Here is a 15,366-nt window from a genome sequence, read left to right on the forward strand (position 1 = left end):
TCATTGGACGATCTAAGGAGCTCCGCCGCCATTCTGCTTGATCTTCCGCAAGGCAGCCGCCGCCCGACACGACAAACTGCGCTTCGCACTGCGGGAGACCTTCGATGACGGCATCCGGTTACATTCGTTGGTTCAAGGACCTTCGTATCGAGCACGTGCCGGAGGTCGGCGGCAAGACCGCCTCGCTCGGCGAGCTGTATTCGGCGCTGGCGTCGGAGGGCGTGCGCGTGCCCAACGGCTTCGCGCTGACGGCCGCCAGCTATCGCGATGCGCTGCGCGCTGATGGCGCGGACGACGAATTGCGCAAGCTGCTTGCCGGCCTCGACAAGCGCCGCATCGCCGATCTCGCCAAGCGGGCCGCCAAGGCGCGTGCGATCGTGTTCGCTGCCACCGACCGCGACGACCTGCGCCGCGAGGTCGCGCAAGCTTATAAGCAGCTGGAACAGGAATATGGCCGCGGCGTCGCCGTGGCCGTGCGCAGCTCGGCCACGGCGGAGGACCTGCCGAATGCGAGCTTCGCCGGCCAGCACGAGAGCTTCCTCAACATCCGCGGGCCGAAGGATCTGTTCGAGGCCTGCCGGCGCTGCTTCGCCTCGCTCTACACCGACCGGGCGATCTCCTACCGCATCGACAACGGCTTCGATCACGACAAGGTCGCGCTGTCGGTCGCCGTGATGAAGATGGTGCGCTCGGATCTCGCCGCGAGCGGCGTGATGTTCTCGCTCGACACCGAAAGCGGCTTTCGCGACGTCGCCTTCATCACCGGGGTCTATGGCCTCGGCGAGACCATCGTGCAGGGCGCGGTCGACCCGGACGAGTTCTACGTCCACAAGCCGACCTTCGCGGCCGGCTTTCGCAGCGTGCTGTCGCGCCGGCTTGGCGCCAAGGACAAGCGCATGGTCTACGCCAAGGCGGGCGCGCGCGGCGTGCCCACGCGCACGGAGGCGACGCCGCCGACCGAAAGGGCAAAATTCTGCATCAGCGATGCCGACGTGCTGGAGCTGGCGCAGGCGACCATCACAGTCGAGCAGCACTACTCGCAGAAGGCGGGCCGGCCGACGCCGATGGACATCGAATGGGCCAAGGACGGCCGCGACGGCGCGCTCTACATCATCCAGGCCCGGCCCGAGACGGTGGCCTCGCAGCGCCGGCCCGAGGCGATCGAAACGCACGTGCTGAAAAAGACCGGCAAGGTGCTGGCGACCGGCCGCGCCGTCGGCGAGAAGATCGCAGCCGGCAAGATCCGCCTGATCCGCACGGCCAAGGACCTGCGCGCCTTCCGGCCCGGCGAGGTGCTGGTCGCCGCATCGACCAGCCCGGACTGGGAGCCTGTGATGAAGACAGCGGCCGCGATCGTCACCGATCATGGCGGCCGCACCTGCCATGCCGCGATCATCGCCCGCGAGCTCGGCGTGCCCGCGGTGGTGGGCACGGAGGACTTCACCAGGCGCGCTCGGACGGGCGCCATCGTCACGGTCTGCTGTGCCGAGGGCGATGCCGGCCATGTCTACGAAGGCGCGCTGCCGTTCGAGGTCGAGCGCATCGCGATCGACAAGATCGACCGGCCGCGCACCGAGATCATGGTCAATCTCGGCAATCCCGAGCTCGCCTTCAAGACCGCGCTGCTGCCGAACGACGGCGTTGGCCTCGCGCGCATGGAGTTCATCATCAACCAGTCGATCGGCATCCATCCGATGGCGCTGGCGGCGCCCAATAAGGTCACGGCAGCGAAGGATCGCGCGACGATCAAGCGCCTGACCGCGCGCTACAAGAAGCCGGCCGATTTCTTCGTCGAACGGCTGTCCGAGGGCGTCGGCATCATTGCGGCGGCGTTCCACCCGCGCCCGGTCATCGTGCGTCTGTCGGACTTCAAGACCAACGAATATGCCAGCCTGATCGGCGGCCGCGACTTCGAGCCGAAAGAAGAAAACCCGATGCTCGGTTTTCGCGGCGCCTCGCGCTATGCGCACCCGGCCTATGCAGCCGGCTTTGCGCTGGAATGCGCGGCGTTGAAGCGGGTGCGCGACGCGATGGGATTGCGCAATCTGAAGATCATGATCCCGTTCTGCCGCCGCGTCGAGGAGGCGCGCAAGGTGATCGCGGCGATGGCCGAACACGGCTTGGTGCGTGGCGAGAACGGGCTCGAGATCTACATGATGTGCGAGATTCCGAACAACGTGATCCTGATCGATGAGTTCGCCAAGCACTTCGACGGCTTCTCGATCGGCTCCAACGATCTCACCCAGCTCACGCTCGGCGTCGACCGCGATTCCGACATCGTGGCGTTCGATTTCGACGAGCGCGATCCGGGCCTGCTGGCGATGCTGAAGCTGGCGGTCGAAGGCGCGCATCGCAATCATCGCCATGTCGGCATCTGCGGCGAGGCGCCCGCCAACTATCCGGACGTGGCGCGCTACCTCGCCGAGCTCGGCATCGACTCCATCAGCGTCAATCCGGCCAGCATCGTGCACACCATGGAGGTTGTCCGCGCGGCGGAGCGGGAGCTCGCCCCGCGCGCGCCGCAGGCACTGGCGAGCTAGTCATAGCCGAAGCTCAAGAACCGGTCTTGAAGAGGTCCAGCACGGTCGAGGCGCCGCTCATGGCGTCGCCGCCGCCATAAAGGCTCGCCAGGAACGTGGCGCGGTGGCTGGCGCCGCTGACCGCTATGCCCTGGGCAAAGCGGCCGTCGGCTGCGAGCGGCATCTTGACGAGGTCCGGCGGCAGCGCCTCGTCGGCAAGACCGTAGTAGAACCGCATCGGCGCGTCATAGTCCCAATAGGTCGAGCTGTTGGCGGCCAGGCGGCGCAGGAAGCGGCTGTTGGTCTCATGGGTGAAGCGCTCGAAAAAGCCGTCCACCAGCAGATCGGAGGGCTGCGGCACCGATTTGCTGAACGTCTCGTCCATGCTGTAGTCGGACCAGTATTTCTCGGCCAGCGCGAGGTGCTGCGGCTTGATCGCGGTCTTGAACAGGTCAGTGAGCCGGTAGTACCGGCGATAGCTGCCGAGGAGGACGATGACGCAAGGCGTGATCCAAATGGGCTGCTTTGGGTAGGGGCTGTCGGTCGACGCGCCTCCGGATTGTTCCGACACCCAATAACGCATCGAGTCAGCGAGATTGTTGAACGGACTTTGCGTGGCGCTCGCCGCCACGTCCACACCGCGCCGCTGCAGGTCCTGCCGCAGCCACTGCGTGTTCACCGCGCCCTGCGACCAGCCGTTCAGGAACAGCGCAGCTTTTCGCAGGCCGAGGTGATCCAGCGCGAGCAGCCCCGCGTCGAGCACGTCCAGACAGCACTGGACGGTGGCGTCCTTCACTGCATAGGCCTCGCCCCGGCCCTGACGATAGGGCCCCTTGCCGAGATAGTCGGCCGCAATCAGCGCAAAACCGTTGCCGACCAGGCGCTGCACATTGAACAGCGTTTCCAGCGAGTCGACGTTGTCGCGCGGCTCGTAGTTTGGATCCGCCAGCCTGGTGAGATTGGACGGGACCTGATCGAACGACAGGATGGTGCCGTGCTGCCACGACACCACCGGCAGTGCCCCCTTGTGGCCTGCAGGCAGCGCGAGCAGGCCGCTGACCTTGACGCGCTCTCCGCTCTCCGGGATCCGGGTGAAGGTCGTCAGGCGGCGCAGCTCGACGTCGACGCGCGCACCGTGCTGGTCGACGGCGAATGACGGCAGGACGTTGTGCTCGTTGAAGACGGCGTGAAACTTCGCGGCGAGCGCATCGAGGCGCTGTTTGCTGACGCGCACCGGCGCGCCGAGGCTTGCGCCGCGCGCTGGCTGCGCCGCGGCAGGACCGGCTGACAGAGACAATGCGGCCGCGCCGATGCCGAGGCCCGCCGACGCCAGCAGCCGGCGGCGGGATGGCCGGCCCGCGAGCGCGCCAGGGCTCGGCTCCAGCCCGGCGACTTCGGCAGTCAGACGAGATCGTGCCTCGGTACGGTCCGCAACCGAGCTTTCAGGGCCGATCGATCGCCGCGTCATGACTTCCCTCCGAATCGAGCACAGCCGAGGGTAGTCCGCAAAGCCTAGCACTTGCTGAATGGTGCAGCCGCGATCGCTCAGGAGGCGATGACCGGGGTCGACCGCTTCGCAAGAAAGCGCTCATGTCGTCCATGGGAATGCAAACGATTTGCGATCGCCTTCGTCGACCCTGACAGACCGATGAGACATGGGCTCACCGCGCCTCTTCGAACCCCGCCAGCACGGCCGTCAGGTTCTGCCCGAGAATGTCCGAGAGATAGCCGCCCTCCTGCACGAACACGGTGGGCAGGCCGAGCCGCGCGATCGCCGCGCCGATGCGCCGGAAGCCGGGCGTCGTCACGGCAAGTCCCTTCAGCGGATCGTGCTCGGAAGCGTCGAGGCCGAGCGCGACGACGAGCGCGCCCGGCGCGAAGGCGTGGATCGTCTTGGCCGCGGTTTCGAAGGCCTTGAGATAGGTATCGTCGCCGCTCTTCAGCGCCAGCGGGATGTTGAGGTTCGCGCCCAGCCCTGCGCCGTCGCCGCGCTCGTGCGCGTAGCCCCAGACGAAGGGATAGTAGTGCGCCGGGTCGGCGTGGATGGAAATCGTGAGCACGTCGGGACGTTCGTAGAAGATGCCCTGCGTACCGTTGCCGTGATGAACGTCGACGTCGAGGATCGCAATGCGCTCATGGCGCTGACGCAGATGCGCCGCCGCGATGGCGGAGTTGTTCATGAAGCAGAAGCCCGACGCCATGTCGCGATAGGCATGGTGGCCCGGCGGCCGGCACAAGGCGTAGACCGCGTCCTCGCCGTCGAGCAGCAGCTGCGCCGCGGTCGCGGCGACATCAGTCGCAGCGCAGGCGCCGGCCCACGTCCCCGGCCCGATCGGCGCCGACGTGTCGGTGGTGTGCCAGCCGAGCCGTCCGACGATGTGGCTCGGATAGGTCCCTGCGTTGCGCACGGGATGGATGTTCGGAATCATCTCCGCGCCGGCATCGCCGAGCGCGGCCCAGGCGTCCCAGGCTTCCTCGAGAAAGGTGAGATATTCCGGACTATGCACGCGCGCGCGGGCGTCCTGGCCGAATTGGAGAGGCGCGACCAACTCGTGATGGCCCGCCTTCAATCCTGCAAGCAGGCGATCCGCCCGTTCGGGCTGCTCGGTGGTGCGCTTGACGATGCCGCGCACCAGATAAAATTGCGGATCGTGGCTGCGATGCAGCTCGGTGTAGACGGCCTTCACGCGCATGGCTCCTGTTCGCTCGCGCGAACGATTGTGCACGCAGCAGCGGCCGATACAAGCACAGAAGGTTTGCGCGCACATCGCTGCGTGCAGGCAACTTCCGGCGGACGGAACGGACCGGCCACGGCCGCCCTCGCCAAACGTTGTCGGGAGCCCGTCCGCCGGGATCAAGGCGATCAGGCGCGCACGGCGCGGTGGATGTGAGGAGAAATCCGCCTGCCGCTCGGCCCGTCGCGGCGGTGACCTTCGAAGCTTCGCCGGCCAATCCGCTGACCTTCGCGTGCAAACATGATCAGCTCAGGTCCCTTGATCAGGTCGCGCCTCGGCGTCTGAACCAGGCGGAATCGCGAATTGCGTCACCGGTCTCATCAGCATGGAGCCCCCAGGATCGATCCAAAATTTGCATCGATCGATACAGGCTTCGGTTTGGACCCCGGCCCGTCATCTCCTCTAGGACAATCCTTGAGGAACGTTACAAGAGAGGTGGAGCGCATGAGCGCAATCGTATCCACGGCCGAATTGCGCCGATCGCGCGTCCGGCTGTTCATCGTGACCATGCTGTTCCTGGTCACGACCGTGAATTACGCCGACCGGGCGACCTTGTCGATCGCCGGACCTTCGCTGTCCAAGGAGCTGCATCTCGATCCGGTCGCGATGGGCTATGTGTTCTCCGCCTTCGGCTGGTCCTACGTGCTCGCGCAAGTGCCGGGCGGCTGGCTGCTCGACCGCTTCGGCTCGCGCTGGGTCTATGCCTGCAGCATCGTGATCTGGTCTGTTTTCACCATGATGCAGGGCTGGATCGGCTTCTTCTCCGGCGGAGCCGCGGTCGCGGCGCTGTTCGCGCTGCGCTTCATGGTCGGCTTCGCCGAGGCGCCGAGCTTTCCCGCCAATGCCCGCATCGTCGCAGCCTGGTTTCCGAGCAATGAGCGCGGCACCGCCTCGGCGTTCTTCAACTCCGGACAGTATTTCGCGACCGTGATCTTCGCGCCGCTGATGGGCTGGATCGCCCATGAGTTCGGCTGGCGCCATGTCTTCACCGTGATGGGCGCGCTCGGCATCCTCATGGGCCTGCTCTGGATCAAGACCATGTACGGGCCGAAGGAGCATCCGGGAATCAACGAGGCCGAACTCGACTACATCAAGGAAGGCGGCGCGCTGGTCGACATGGAAGGCGCGCGTGACGGCAAAGCCGCTGCGGGCGGTCCGACCTGGTCGCATATCGGCCAGTTGCTGTCGAACCGCATGATGCTCGGCGTCTATATCGGGCAGTACTGCATCAACACGCTGACCTACTTCTTCCTGACCTGGTTCCCGGTCTATCTGGTCAAGGAGCGCGGCCTGTCGATCCTGCAGGCGGGCTTCGTCGCGACCTTGCCTGCGCTGTGCGGCTTCATCGGCGGCGTGCTCGGCGGCTTCATCTCCGACGCCATCCTGCGCAAGACGGGATCGCTGACCCTCGCGCGCAAGATCCCGATCGTCGGCGGCATGCTGCTGTCGATGGCGATCATCGGCTGCAACTATGTCGACGGCCAGGCGCTGGTGGTCGGCCTGATGGCGCTCGCCTTCTTCGGCAAGGGCATCGGCGCGCTCGGCTGGGCGGTCGTCTCCGACACCTCGCCGAAGGAAGCCGGCGGCGTTTCCGGCGGGCTGTTCAACACCTTCGGCAACCTCTCCAGCATCACCACCCCGATCGTGATCGGCTACATCCTGTCGGCCACCGGCTCGTTCAACGGCGCGCTGGTGTTCGTCGGCGTCAACGCGCTGGTCGCAGCCTTCGCCTATCTCTTCATCGTCGGCCGCATCCAGCGCGTCGAGCTCCGAGCCTCCTGAGCACCACGCCCCCTTGCGTGGTCTCAACTCCAACGGCGGCCCCCCGGCCGCCGTCTTTTTTTTGCGTGCACCGTCATTGCGAGCGAAGCGGCGAAGCGAAGCAATCCAAAACCAAAATAAGGTCTGGTTTGCTTCGCTCATCCAGCCGCATACGCGGCGGAGAGAGCTGGTTAATCACGTGGACACATCATGAAGTCGGGCCGCCCACGAGGCCCCATGGAACCCGCACCGATGCTCGTCCGTTGCAGCATCGTCCGGAGTGTCCAAGGAGACCATGATGGCCCCCCGCGCCTATTGGAAAGGCTCGCTCAAACTATCCCTCGTCAGTTGCCCGGTGGTGCTCTATCCGGCGTCGACCTCGGTCGAGAAGACGCGCTTCCATCTGATCAACCGCGAGACCGGCAACCGGCTCAAGCAGCAGATGGTCGACTCTGAAACCGGCGACATCGTCGAGGGCGAACAGAAAGGCCGCGGCTACGAGCTGTCCAAGGGACAGTATATCGAGATCGAACCGGAGGAGCTGGAAGCCGTCCAGATCGAGAGCAACCATACGATCGACATCGACAGCTTCGTGCCGCGCGACGAGATCGACCAGCGGTATCTCAACCACCCCTACTACATCGCCCCCGACGGCAAGGCGGCGATCGACGCGTTCGCTGTCATCCGCGACGCGATGAAGGATCAGGGCCGCGTGGCGCTGGCACGCATCGTGCTGACCAACCGCGAGCACGTCATCGCCATCGAGCCGATGGGGAAGGGCATGCTCGGGACGACGCTGCGCTTCCCTTACGAGCTGCGCGACGAAGACGAATTCTTCGACGACATCAAGGCGCCGAAAATCACCAAGGACATGGTCGAGCTCGCCGGCCACATCCTGCAGACCAAGGCGGGGCATTTCACCCCCTCGGAGTTCAAGGACCAGTACGAGACCGCGCTCAAGGCGCTGGTGAAGCGCAAGGCCTCCGGCAAGCCGATCAAGCCGCCGGAGCCGGAGGAGAAGCCCGATAATGTGGTCAGCCTGATGGATGCGCTGAAGCAGAGCCTGGGCAAGGGCGGGAAGAAGACCGCACGTGCAGCACCACGGCGGTCGAGCGCGCACCGACGCCCGACGAAGAAGGCGCACCGTTCGTCAGCGCGGCACCGCAAGGCGGGGTGACGAAACGTAGCCCGGATGAGCGCAGCGACATCCGGGATCTCACGAACTGCGGGTGTGAACCCGGATATAGCTGCGCTCATCCGGGCTACGACGTCCTGGCGCGCGACTGCGCCCGCGTTGTCAGCCTTTCCTGGATGATTTCTTCTTCGTCGTCCTCTTGCTGGTCTTCTTCTTGCTCGACGATTTCGATGCCTTCTTGGCGGTCTTCTTCGCTGCCGCCTTGGCGCCCTTCTTCGGCGGCACCTTCTTGCCTTCGCGGCGCGCTTCCGAGAGGCTGATGGCGATCGCCTGCTTGCGGTTCTTGACCTTGCGGCCCGAGCCGCCGCTCTTCAACGTCCCGGCCTTGCGCTTCTTCATCACGCGCTCGACGTCCTTGGACGCGCCCTTCGAATATTTGCGTGCTGTTCGTGCCATCAAGATGGTCTCCCTATGACACGACAGAAATGAGCGGGAACAGCGATAGTTCCCTTTGGTCACCCACGAAAGAGCAGCTCCTCTGCTCGTTGCAACAAGTTTTCACACGGTCTTATCGCAATTTTCAAAGCCCAGGCCTGAGCGGCTTCAATCGCGGGCGCGAGCTCCGCTAAAGATCCAGATCGCCAATGGTGACGATCTTTTCCAAGCGGCAACGTTTCGGTTTCCGAATCGATGCCCACAAATGGAAGGATGTCGCGATCGGACTCGAGCCGCGCGAACATCCGACATGCCACGATGAGCCTGGCCCCTTCAATTGGAGAGACCTCCTCGGCCAAGATCTGGCGCGCCGTCTCGATGATCGTCTCTCGAGCGCGCTCTATTTCTGATTGATTCCAACTCACAACATTCTACTTGCACGATGTCGTATGACGGTCTGTGCTGATCGAAAGACGAAGCTAATCCGGCGCGCGCAGGCGATAGCCGATGCCGGTCTCGGTCAGCACGAATTGCGGGCGCTCGGGGTCGATCTCGATCTTCTGCCGGAGCTGGCGCACGTAGACGCGCAGATATTGCGCGTCGGTCAATTCGTCCCACAGCTCCTTGAGCAGGAAGCGATGCGTCAGCACCTTGCCGGCGTGCTGCACCAGCACGCGCAGCAGATCGTACTCCTTGGGCGAGAGCTTGATCTCCCGCTCGCCGACCTTGACGATGCGGCGTACAAGGTCGACCGAGAGATCGCCGGTGCGGAACACCGGCCGCTCTCCCTGCACCTGCAGCTGGTGCCGCAGCGCCGCGCGCAGGCGCGCGAGCAATTCATCCATGCCGAACGGCTTGGTGATGTAGTCGTCGGCGCCGAGATCGAGCGCCTGAACCTTGCCCACCTCGTCGCCACGGCTGGACAGCACCACGACCGGCACGGCCTCGTTGCGGCCACGGATGGTTCGCAGCAGTTCGAGCCCATCGATGTCCGGCAGGCCGAGATCGAGAATGATCAAGGCGGGCTCCTGCGCCAGCAGATCCAGCGCAAGCTTGCCATTCGAGGCTTCGAGAATGTCGTAGCCCTGCGTGGTCAGGCCCATCCGCAGCAGCTTGCGGATCGGCGGCTCGTCGTCGATCACGAGCACCTTGATCGGAGCACCGGTCATGCGGCCGTATCCAGCGGTCTGGCCTGCGCCGGCACCGGCAGGCGGATGGTGAGGACGGCGCCGCTGCGATCGGCGCGGTTGCCGGCGGTCAGGCGGCCGTGCATCGCCTCGACGAAACCACGCGAGATCGCAAGCCCGAGGCCGGTGCCGGGCCGCACCTGGTCGCCCTTCTGCACGCGATAGAACTTGTCGAACACGTGCTCGGCCTCCTCGGGCGGAATACCGTCGCCCTCGTCGCGCACCTCGAGAACGACCCACGGACCGTCGCGCCGAGACCGCAGCTCGATGGTCGAATCGGCAGGGGCATATTTGGCGGCGTTGTCGAGCAGGTTGAACAGCACCTGCTCGAACAGCACGGCATCGATCACGACCATCGGCAGGTCGGGGACCAGCTCGAGCGACACACGATGACTGGAAAGGATCTTGCTTGCGCGTCGCAGCGCGCTGCCGATGATCTCACCGACGTCGTGGAGCGCGGCGTTCGGCACGATGGCGCCGGATTCCAGCTTGGTCATATCGAGCAGATTGGCTATGAATCGATTCAGCCGCTCGGACTCGTCGATCACGGTGGCGAGCAGATCGAGCTTCTCCTTGTCCGACAGCCGCGCCGCGAGATCGCGCATGGTCGAGGCCGCGCCGAGCACCGAGGCGAGCGGCGTCTTCAAATCGTGGGAGATCGAGGTCAGCAGCGCCGAGCGCAGACGGTCCTGCTCCATGGTGCGCTTGACCTTGTCCATGTCCTCGACCAGCAGCACCCGCTCGATCGCGAGCGCGCCCTGGTCGACCAGCGCATCGAGCAGCCGGCGCTGGTCCGGCGTCAGCAGCGGCCCGGTGCGGTCGTCGTCGATGCCGATGACGCCGATTAATCCGCGCCCGGTGCGCATCGGCAGGAACAGCCGCTTCGCGCCGGGCAGCGTGTCGGAGCCGCGACCGGCCGCACGGTCGTTGCTCCAGGCCCAGCTCGCCGCGGCAAGGTCGGCGTCATCGAGCTGGTCCTCGGGCGGGTAGCCGGTCATGACCGCGAGCTTGCCATCCTGCGGCAACAGCAGCACGACGCGCACCTTCAACATCAGTGCTGCCTGATAGGCCGTGGCCCACAACACGTCATCGAGCGTCGCGGTGCCCGCAAGCTTGCGGCTGAAAGCATAGAGCTGCTCGGTGGTGCGGATGCGCTGGGTCGCGGTGTCAGCCTGCACACGCACGCGCGCGGCGACATTGGAGACCAGAATCGCGATCAGCATGAAGAAGAAGAACGCGCCGATATTGGTCGGATCGGTGATCGTGAATGTGTAGAGCGGCGGCAGGAAGAAGAAGTTGTAGCAGAGCGAGGCGGCGAGGCTCGCCAGCAGGGATGGCCACAGGCCGTAGCGCGCGGCGACGCCGACCACCGCCGTGATGAAGACGAGATCGACGTTCTCGATGCCGAAGAAAGGCTGAATCAGCTCGGCCAGGCCGAGCCCGACGGCCGTGATCAGCAGCGCCTTCAGATAGGGCTTCGGCTGCAACGGCTCGCTGCGCGGGCGCGTCTGTACCGACGGCCCAGCCGCGTCGGGCGCCTCCTCGCCGGCGATGACGTGGATGCTGATGTTGCCGGCACGCCTGACGAGATCGTGCACCACCGAGCCCCGGACGATCTCGAACAGCCGCGAGCGGCTGGCCTTGCCGATGATGATCTGGGTGACGTTGTTAGCCTGCGCGAAACTGATGAGGTCGTCGGCGATGCGGCGGCCGACGCCCGGAATCGTCAGCGCCTCGCCGCCGAGGGTCTCGGCCAGCCGCAGCGTGTCGGCGAGGCGATCGCGCTCTTTGTCCGAGAGCTGCAGATTGCGCCGCGTCTCGATGGTGACGGCCGTCCACGGCGCATGGACCCGGTCAGCCAGCCGCTTGGTGTAGCGCACCAGCCCTGTCGCGCGCGGATCCTCCGACACGCAGACGAGAATGCGCTCGCCGGCCGCCCAGGGCCCCGCGATGGCGTTGGCCTGCATGTGGTTGAGCAGTTGCTCGTCGACGCGCTCGGCGGTCCGGCGCAGCGCCAGCTCGCGCAGCGCGGTCAGGTTGCCGGGCGAGAAATAATGCTCCAGCGCACGCTCGGCCTGCTTGGGCACATAGACCTTGCCCTCCTTCAGCCGCTGGATCAGATCGTCGGGCGTGAGGTCGATCAGCTCGATTGCGTCGGCACGGTCGAAGATCGAGTCGGGCACCGTCTCGCGCACGCGCACATGGGTGATCTGGGCGACGACGTCGTTGAGGCTCTCGATGTGCTGGACATTGACGGCCGTGTAGACATCAATGCCGTGCGCCAGCAGCTCCTCGACGTCGAGATAGCGCTTGGGATGACGGCTGCCGTCGGCATTGGTGTGCGCCAGCTCATCGACGATCGCGAGCTTCGGGCGGCGCGCGATCACGGCATCGAGATCCATCTCCTCGACGATCTGGTCCTTGTAGGAGATGCGCTTTCGCGGCACGACCTCGAGCCCACGCACCAGCGCCTCGGTCTCGACCCGGCCATGGGTCTCGACGAAGCCGATCACGACGTCGATTCCGGCCTTCATCTTGGCGTGCGCGCTCGACAGCATCTCATAGGTCTTGCCGACGCCGGGAGCCGCGCCGACGAAGATCTTGAGCTTGCCGGCAGGACTGTCCTCCCGCCGGGCCGCTTCGAGCAGGGCCTCCGGCGAGGGACGTTGGTCAGGATCGCGGCGTTGACTGGCCATGCGGCATTATAGACGGAGGGACCTCGGCGCCAAGGCCGGGACGCAGCGCGGCCTCATTGCACCCTGGCGGCGTCGAGCGCCAGATTGAGCGCGAGCACGTTAACGCGGGGTTCGCCGAGCAGACCGAGCAGGCGGCCCTGGGTCTGCCGGGCGATCAGGGCCTGGACGCTTGCCTCCGGCAAGCCGCGCGCCTTGGCCACCCGCGGCACCTGGAACAGCGCCGCCTCCGGCGAGATGTCCGGATCGAGCCCGCTCGCCGAGGTCGTCACCAGATCGACCGGCACGGCCTGCGCGGGGTTCTCCGCCCTGAGCTTGTCGACATCCTCCTTGACGCGGTCGGCCAGCGCCTTGCTGGTCGGGCCGAGATTGGACCCGGACGAATTCGCGGCGTTGTAGGGCGCCGGCACCGTCTTGGTCGCATCGTTCGGATCGGCGGCCGATGTCGCCGACGGACGGCCGTGGAAATATTTGTCGTCCTTGAACTCCTGGCCGATCAGCGCCGAGCCGATCACCTGGCCGTTGCGCGTGATGAGACTGCCTTCGGCCCGGGTCGGAAACGCAAAGCCGGCGACGGCGGTCATGGCGAGCGGATAGAGCAGCCCGGTGATCAACGTGAGCGCGAGCAGGACGAAGATGGCGGGACGGATTTCTTTGAGCATGTGAGTCTCCTGTATATCTCCCCGTCATTGCGAGGAGCGAAGCGACGAAGCAATCCAGGGCTGCGCGAGGGACTCTGGATGGCTTCGCTTCGCTCGCAATGACGGCGGTTGTGGTCTCAAGCCAGATGCAAGGCGGTCACGATCAGGTCGATCGCCTTGATGCCGATGAAGGGGATGATGATGCCGCCGAGGCCGTAGATCATCAGGTTGCGGCCGAGCAGTGCGCCGGCGCCGATGGCGCGGTAGGCGACGCCCTTCAGCGCCAGCGGAATCAGCGCGATGATGACGAGCGCGTTGAAGATGATCGCCGACAGGATCGCGCTCTGCGGGCTCGCGAGGTTCATGACGTTCAGCACGTTGAGCTGCGGGTAGAACGCCAGAAACATCGCCGGGATGATCGCGAAATATTTGGCGACGTCGTTGGCGATCGAGAACGTCGTCAGCGCGCCGCGGGTCATCAAGAGCTGCTTGCCGATCTCCACCACCTCGATCAGCTTGGTCGGGTTGGAGTCGAGATCGACCATGTTGCCGGCCTCGCGCGCCGCCTGCGTGCCGGTGTTCATGGCGACGCCGACATCGGCCTGCGCCAGCGCCGGCGCGTCGTTGGTGCCGTCGCCGCACATCGCCACCAGCTTGCCCTTGGCCTGCTCGTCGCGGATCAGCCTGAGCTTGTCCTCGGGCGTCGCCTGCGCCAGGAAGTCATCGACGCCGGCTTCGGCAGCGATCGCGGCCGCGGTCATCGGGTTGTCGCCGGTGATCATGATGGTGCGGATGCCCATGCGGCGCAGCTCGGCAAAACGCTCGCGGATGCCGCCCTTGACGATGTCCTTGAGCTGGACGACGCCGAGCAGCCGGCCATCTTTCGCCACCGCGAGCGGCGTGCCTCCGGTCTTGGCGATCTCGTCGGAGATCGCGCGGACCTCCCGCACCATCTCGCTCTCGACCGGCTGGATCGCACGGACCGTGTTGCCGGAGGCGAGCTGGGTCACGCCACCACCGAGATGGGCCAGGATCGCATCGACCGCGCCCTTGCGCACCGAGGAGCCGCCGGCATCGACGCCGCTCATGCGGGTCTGCGCCGTGAACGGCACGAAGGTCGCGCCGAGCTCGGCCATGTCGCGGCCGCGGATGCCGTATTTCTCCTTGGCCAGCACCACGATCGAGCGGCCCTCCGGCGTTTCGTCGGCGAGCGAGGCGAGCTGCGCCGCATCGGCGAGCTCCTGCTCGCTGACGCCCCTGACGGGGCGGAACGCGGTCGCCTGACGGTTGCCGAGCGTGATGGTGCCGGTCTTGTCGAGCAGAAGCGTATCGACGTCGCCGGCGGCCTCGACGGCGCGGCCGGACATTGCCAGCACGTTGAAACGCACCAGGCGGTCCATGCCGGCGATGCCGATCGCCGACAGCAGCGCGCCGATCGTGGTCGGAATCAAGGTCACGAACAAGGCCACCAGCACCACGACCGAGATCGAACCGCCGGCATAGGCCGCGTAGCTCGGGATCGTCACGGTCGCGAACACGAAGATGATGGTGAGGCCGGCGAGCAGGATGTTGAGCGCGATCTCGTTCGGCGTCTTCTGTCGCTCCGCGCCCTCGACCAGCTTGATCATGCGGTCGATGAAGGTCGAGCCTTGCGCGGCCGTGATCTTGACGCGGATCCAGTCCGACAGCACCTGGGTGCCGCCAGTCACCGCCGAACGATCACCGCCGGATTCGCGGATGACCGGTGCCGACTCCCCGGTGATGGCGGCCTCGTTGACCGAGGCGACGCCTTCGATCACCTCGCCGTCCGAGGGGATGGTGTCGCCGGCCTCGACCAGCACGAGATCGCCGACCTTCAGGCTGGTGCCGGGGACGAGCTTGTAGGTGTGATCCGTCGGGCTCGTGCCCGTCAGCAGCTTGGCCTGGCTCTCGGTGCGGGTCTTGCGCAGCGACTCCGCCTGCGCCTTGCCGCGGCCTTCGGCGACGGCCTCGGCGAAATTGGCGAACAGCACGGTGAACCACAGCCAGAGAATGATCTGGAAGGTGAAGCCGAGGTTCGCTCCGCCGGTGACGACGTCGCGCAGGAAGATCACCGTGGTGAGCGCGGCGACGACCTCGACGACGAACATCACGGGATTCTTGATCATCAGTCGCGGGTCGAGCTTGACGAAGGCGGCCTTGATGGCCGGCAGCACGATCTTCGGGTCGAGCATGGTCGACATCGACGAGCGCTTCTGCAGTTTCATGGTTTCCATGGAGG

At 65.7% G+C, this 15,366-nt stretch carries 11 protein-coding genes; 3 read left to right on the plus strand and 8 right to left on the minus strand.

What is annotated here, in order from left to right; translation table 11 throughout:
• The first annotated feature begins 104 nt into the window (after positions 1 to 104).
• Positions 105 to 2,540: a phosphoenolpyruvate synthase gene (ppsA, locus tag S58_RS29215; RefSeq protein WP_015669026.1), complete on the plus strand. Its 2,436-nt coding sequence runs from the start codon at positions 105 to 107 to the stop codon at positions 2,538 to 2,540.
• 13 nt (positions 2,541 to 2,553) lie between these two features.
• Here the strand turns inward: ppsA and S58_RS29220 are convergent, their stop codons facing one another.
• Together S58_RS29220 and S58_RS29225 are read right to left on the minus strand one after the other, a co-directional pair.
• Positions 2,554 to 3,987 carry a hypothetical protein gene (locus S58_RS29220; protein ID WP_015669027.1) on the minus strand — a complete coding sequence of 478 codons (1,434 nt, stop codon included), beginning with the start codon at positions 3,985 to 3,987 and terminating at the stop codon, positions 2,554 to 2,556.
• 193 nt (positions 3,988 to 4,180) lie between these two features.
• Positions 4,181 to 5,206, minus strand: a complete 1,026-nt coding sequence (locus S58_RS29225) for a histone deacetylase family protein (protein ID WP_042341000.1) — start codon at positions 5,204 to 5,206, stop codon at positions 4,181 to 4,183.
• Positions 5,207 to 5,698: 492 nt separating this feature from the next.
• Between S58_RS29225 and S58_RS29230 the strand changes: the two genes are divergently transcribed.
• Together S58_RS29230 and ku are read left to right on the plus strand one after the other, a co-directional pair.
• Positions 5,699 to 7,036 (plus strand): MFS transporter, encoded by a 1,338-nt coding sequence (locus S58_RS29230; protein ID WP_015669029.1) that lies wholly within the window; start codon positions 5,699 to 5,701, stop codon positions 7,034 to 7,036.
• A 277-nt stretch (positions 7,037 to 7,313) separates the two neighbouring features.
• Positions 7,314 to 8,192 (plus strand): non-homologous end joining protein Ku, encoded by an 879-nt coding sequence (gene ku, locus S58_RS29235; protein WP_015669030.1) that lies wholly within the window; start codon positions 7,314 to 7,316, stop codon positions 8,190 to 8,192.
• A gap of 120 nt (positions 8,193 to 8,312) precedes the next feature.
• On the opposite strand, the gene S58_RS29240 is transcribed toward ku, so the two are convergent.
• From S58_RS29240 to kdpB, 6 genes are all read right to left on the minus strand, one after another.
• Positions 8,313 to 8,606 carry a DUF6496 domain-containing protein gene (locus tag S58_RS29240; RefSeq protein WP_015669031.1) on the minus strand — a complete coding sequence of 98 codons (294 nt, stop codon included), beginning with the start codon at positions 8,604 to 8,606 and terminating at the stop codon, positions 8,313 to 8,315.
• 59 nt (positions 8,607 to 8,665) lie between these two features.
• A complete protein-coding gene (locus S58_RS37865) occupies positions 8,666 to 9,010 on the minus strand; it encodes a hypothetical protein (protein WP_144058412.1) in 345 nt (114 codons plus the stop codon).
• Positions 9,011 to 9,064: 54 nt separating this feature from the next.
• A complete protein-coding gene (locus S58_RS29250) occupies positions 9,065 to 9,754 on the minus strand; it encodes a response regulator (RefSeq protein ID WP_015669032.1) in 690 nt (229 codons plus the stop codon).
• A complete protein-coding gene (locus tag S58_RS29255; protein WP_015669033.1) occupies positions 9,751 to 12,468 on the minus strand; it encodes a sensor histidine kinase in 2,718 nt (905 codons plus the stop codon). The genes S58_RS29250 and S58_RS29255 overlap by 4 nt, the downstream gene beginning before the upstream one ends.
• 53 nt (positions 12,469 to 12,521) lie before the next feature.
• The gene (locus S58_RS29260) at positions 12,522 to 13,127 is read right to left on the minus strand and encodes a K(+)-transporting ATPase subunit C (protein ID WP_015669034.1); all 606 of its coding nucleotides are present in this window, start codon (positions 13,125 to 13,127) and stop codon (positions 12,522 to 12,524) included.
• Positions 13,128 to 13,243: 116 nt separating this feature from the next.
• Positions 13,244 to 15,361 (minus strand): potassium-transporting ATPase subunit KdpB, encoded by a 2,118-nt coding sequence (gene kdpB / locus S58_RS29265; protein WP_015669035.1) that lies wholly within the window; start codon positions 15,359 to 15,361, stop codon positions 13,244 to 13,246.
• Positions 15,362 to 15,366: the final 5 nt, after the last annotated feature.

Source organism: Bradyrhizobium oligotrophicum S58, assembly GCF_000344805.1.
GTDB classification, from domain to species: domain Bacteria; phylum Pseudomonadota; class Alphaproteobacteria; order Rhizobiales; family Xanthobacteraceae; genus Bradyrhizobium; species Bradyrhizobium oligotrophicum.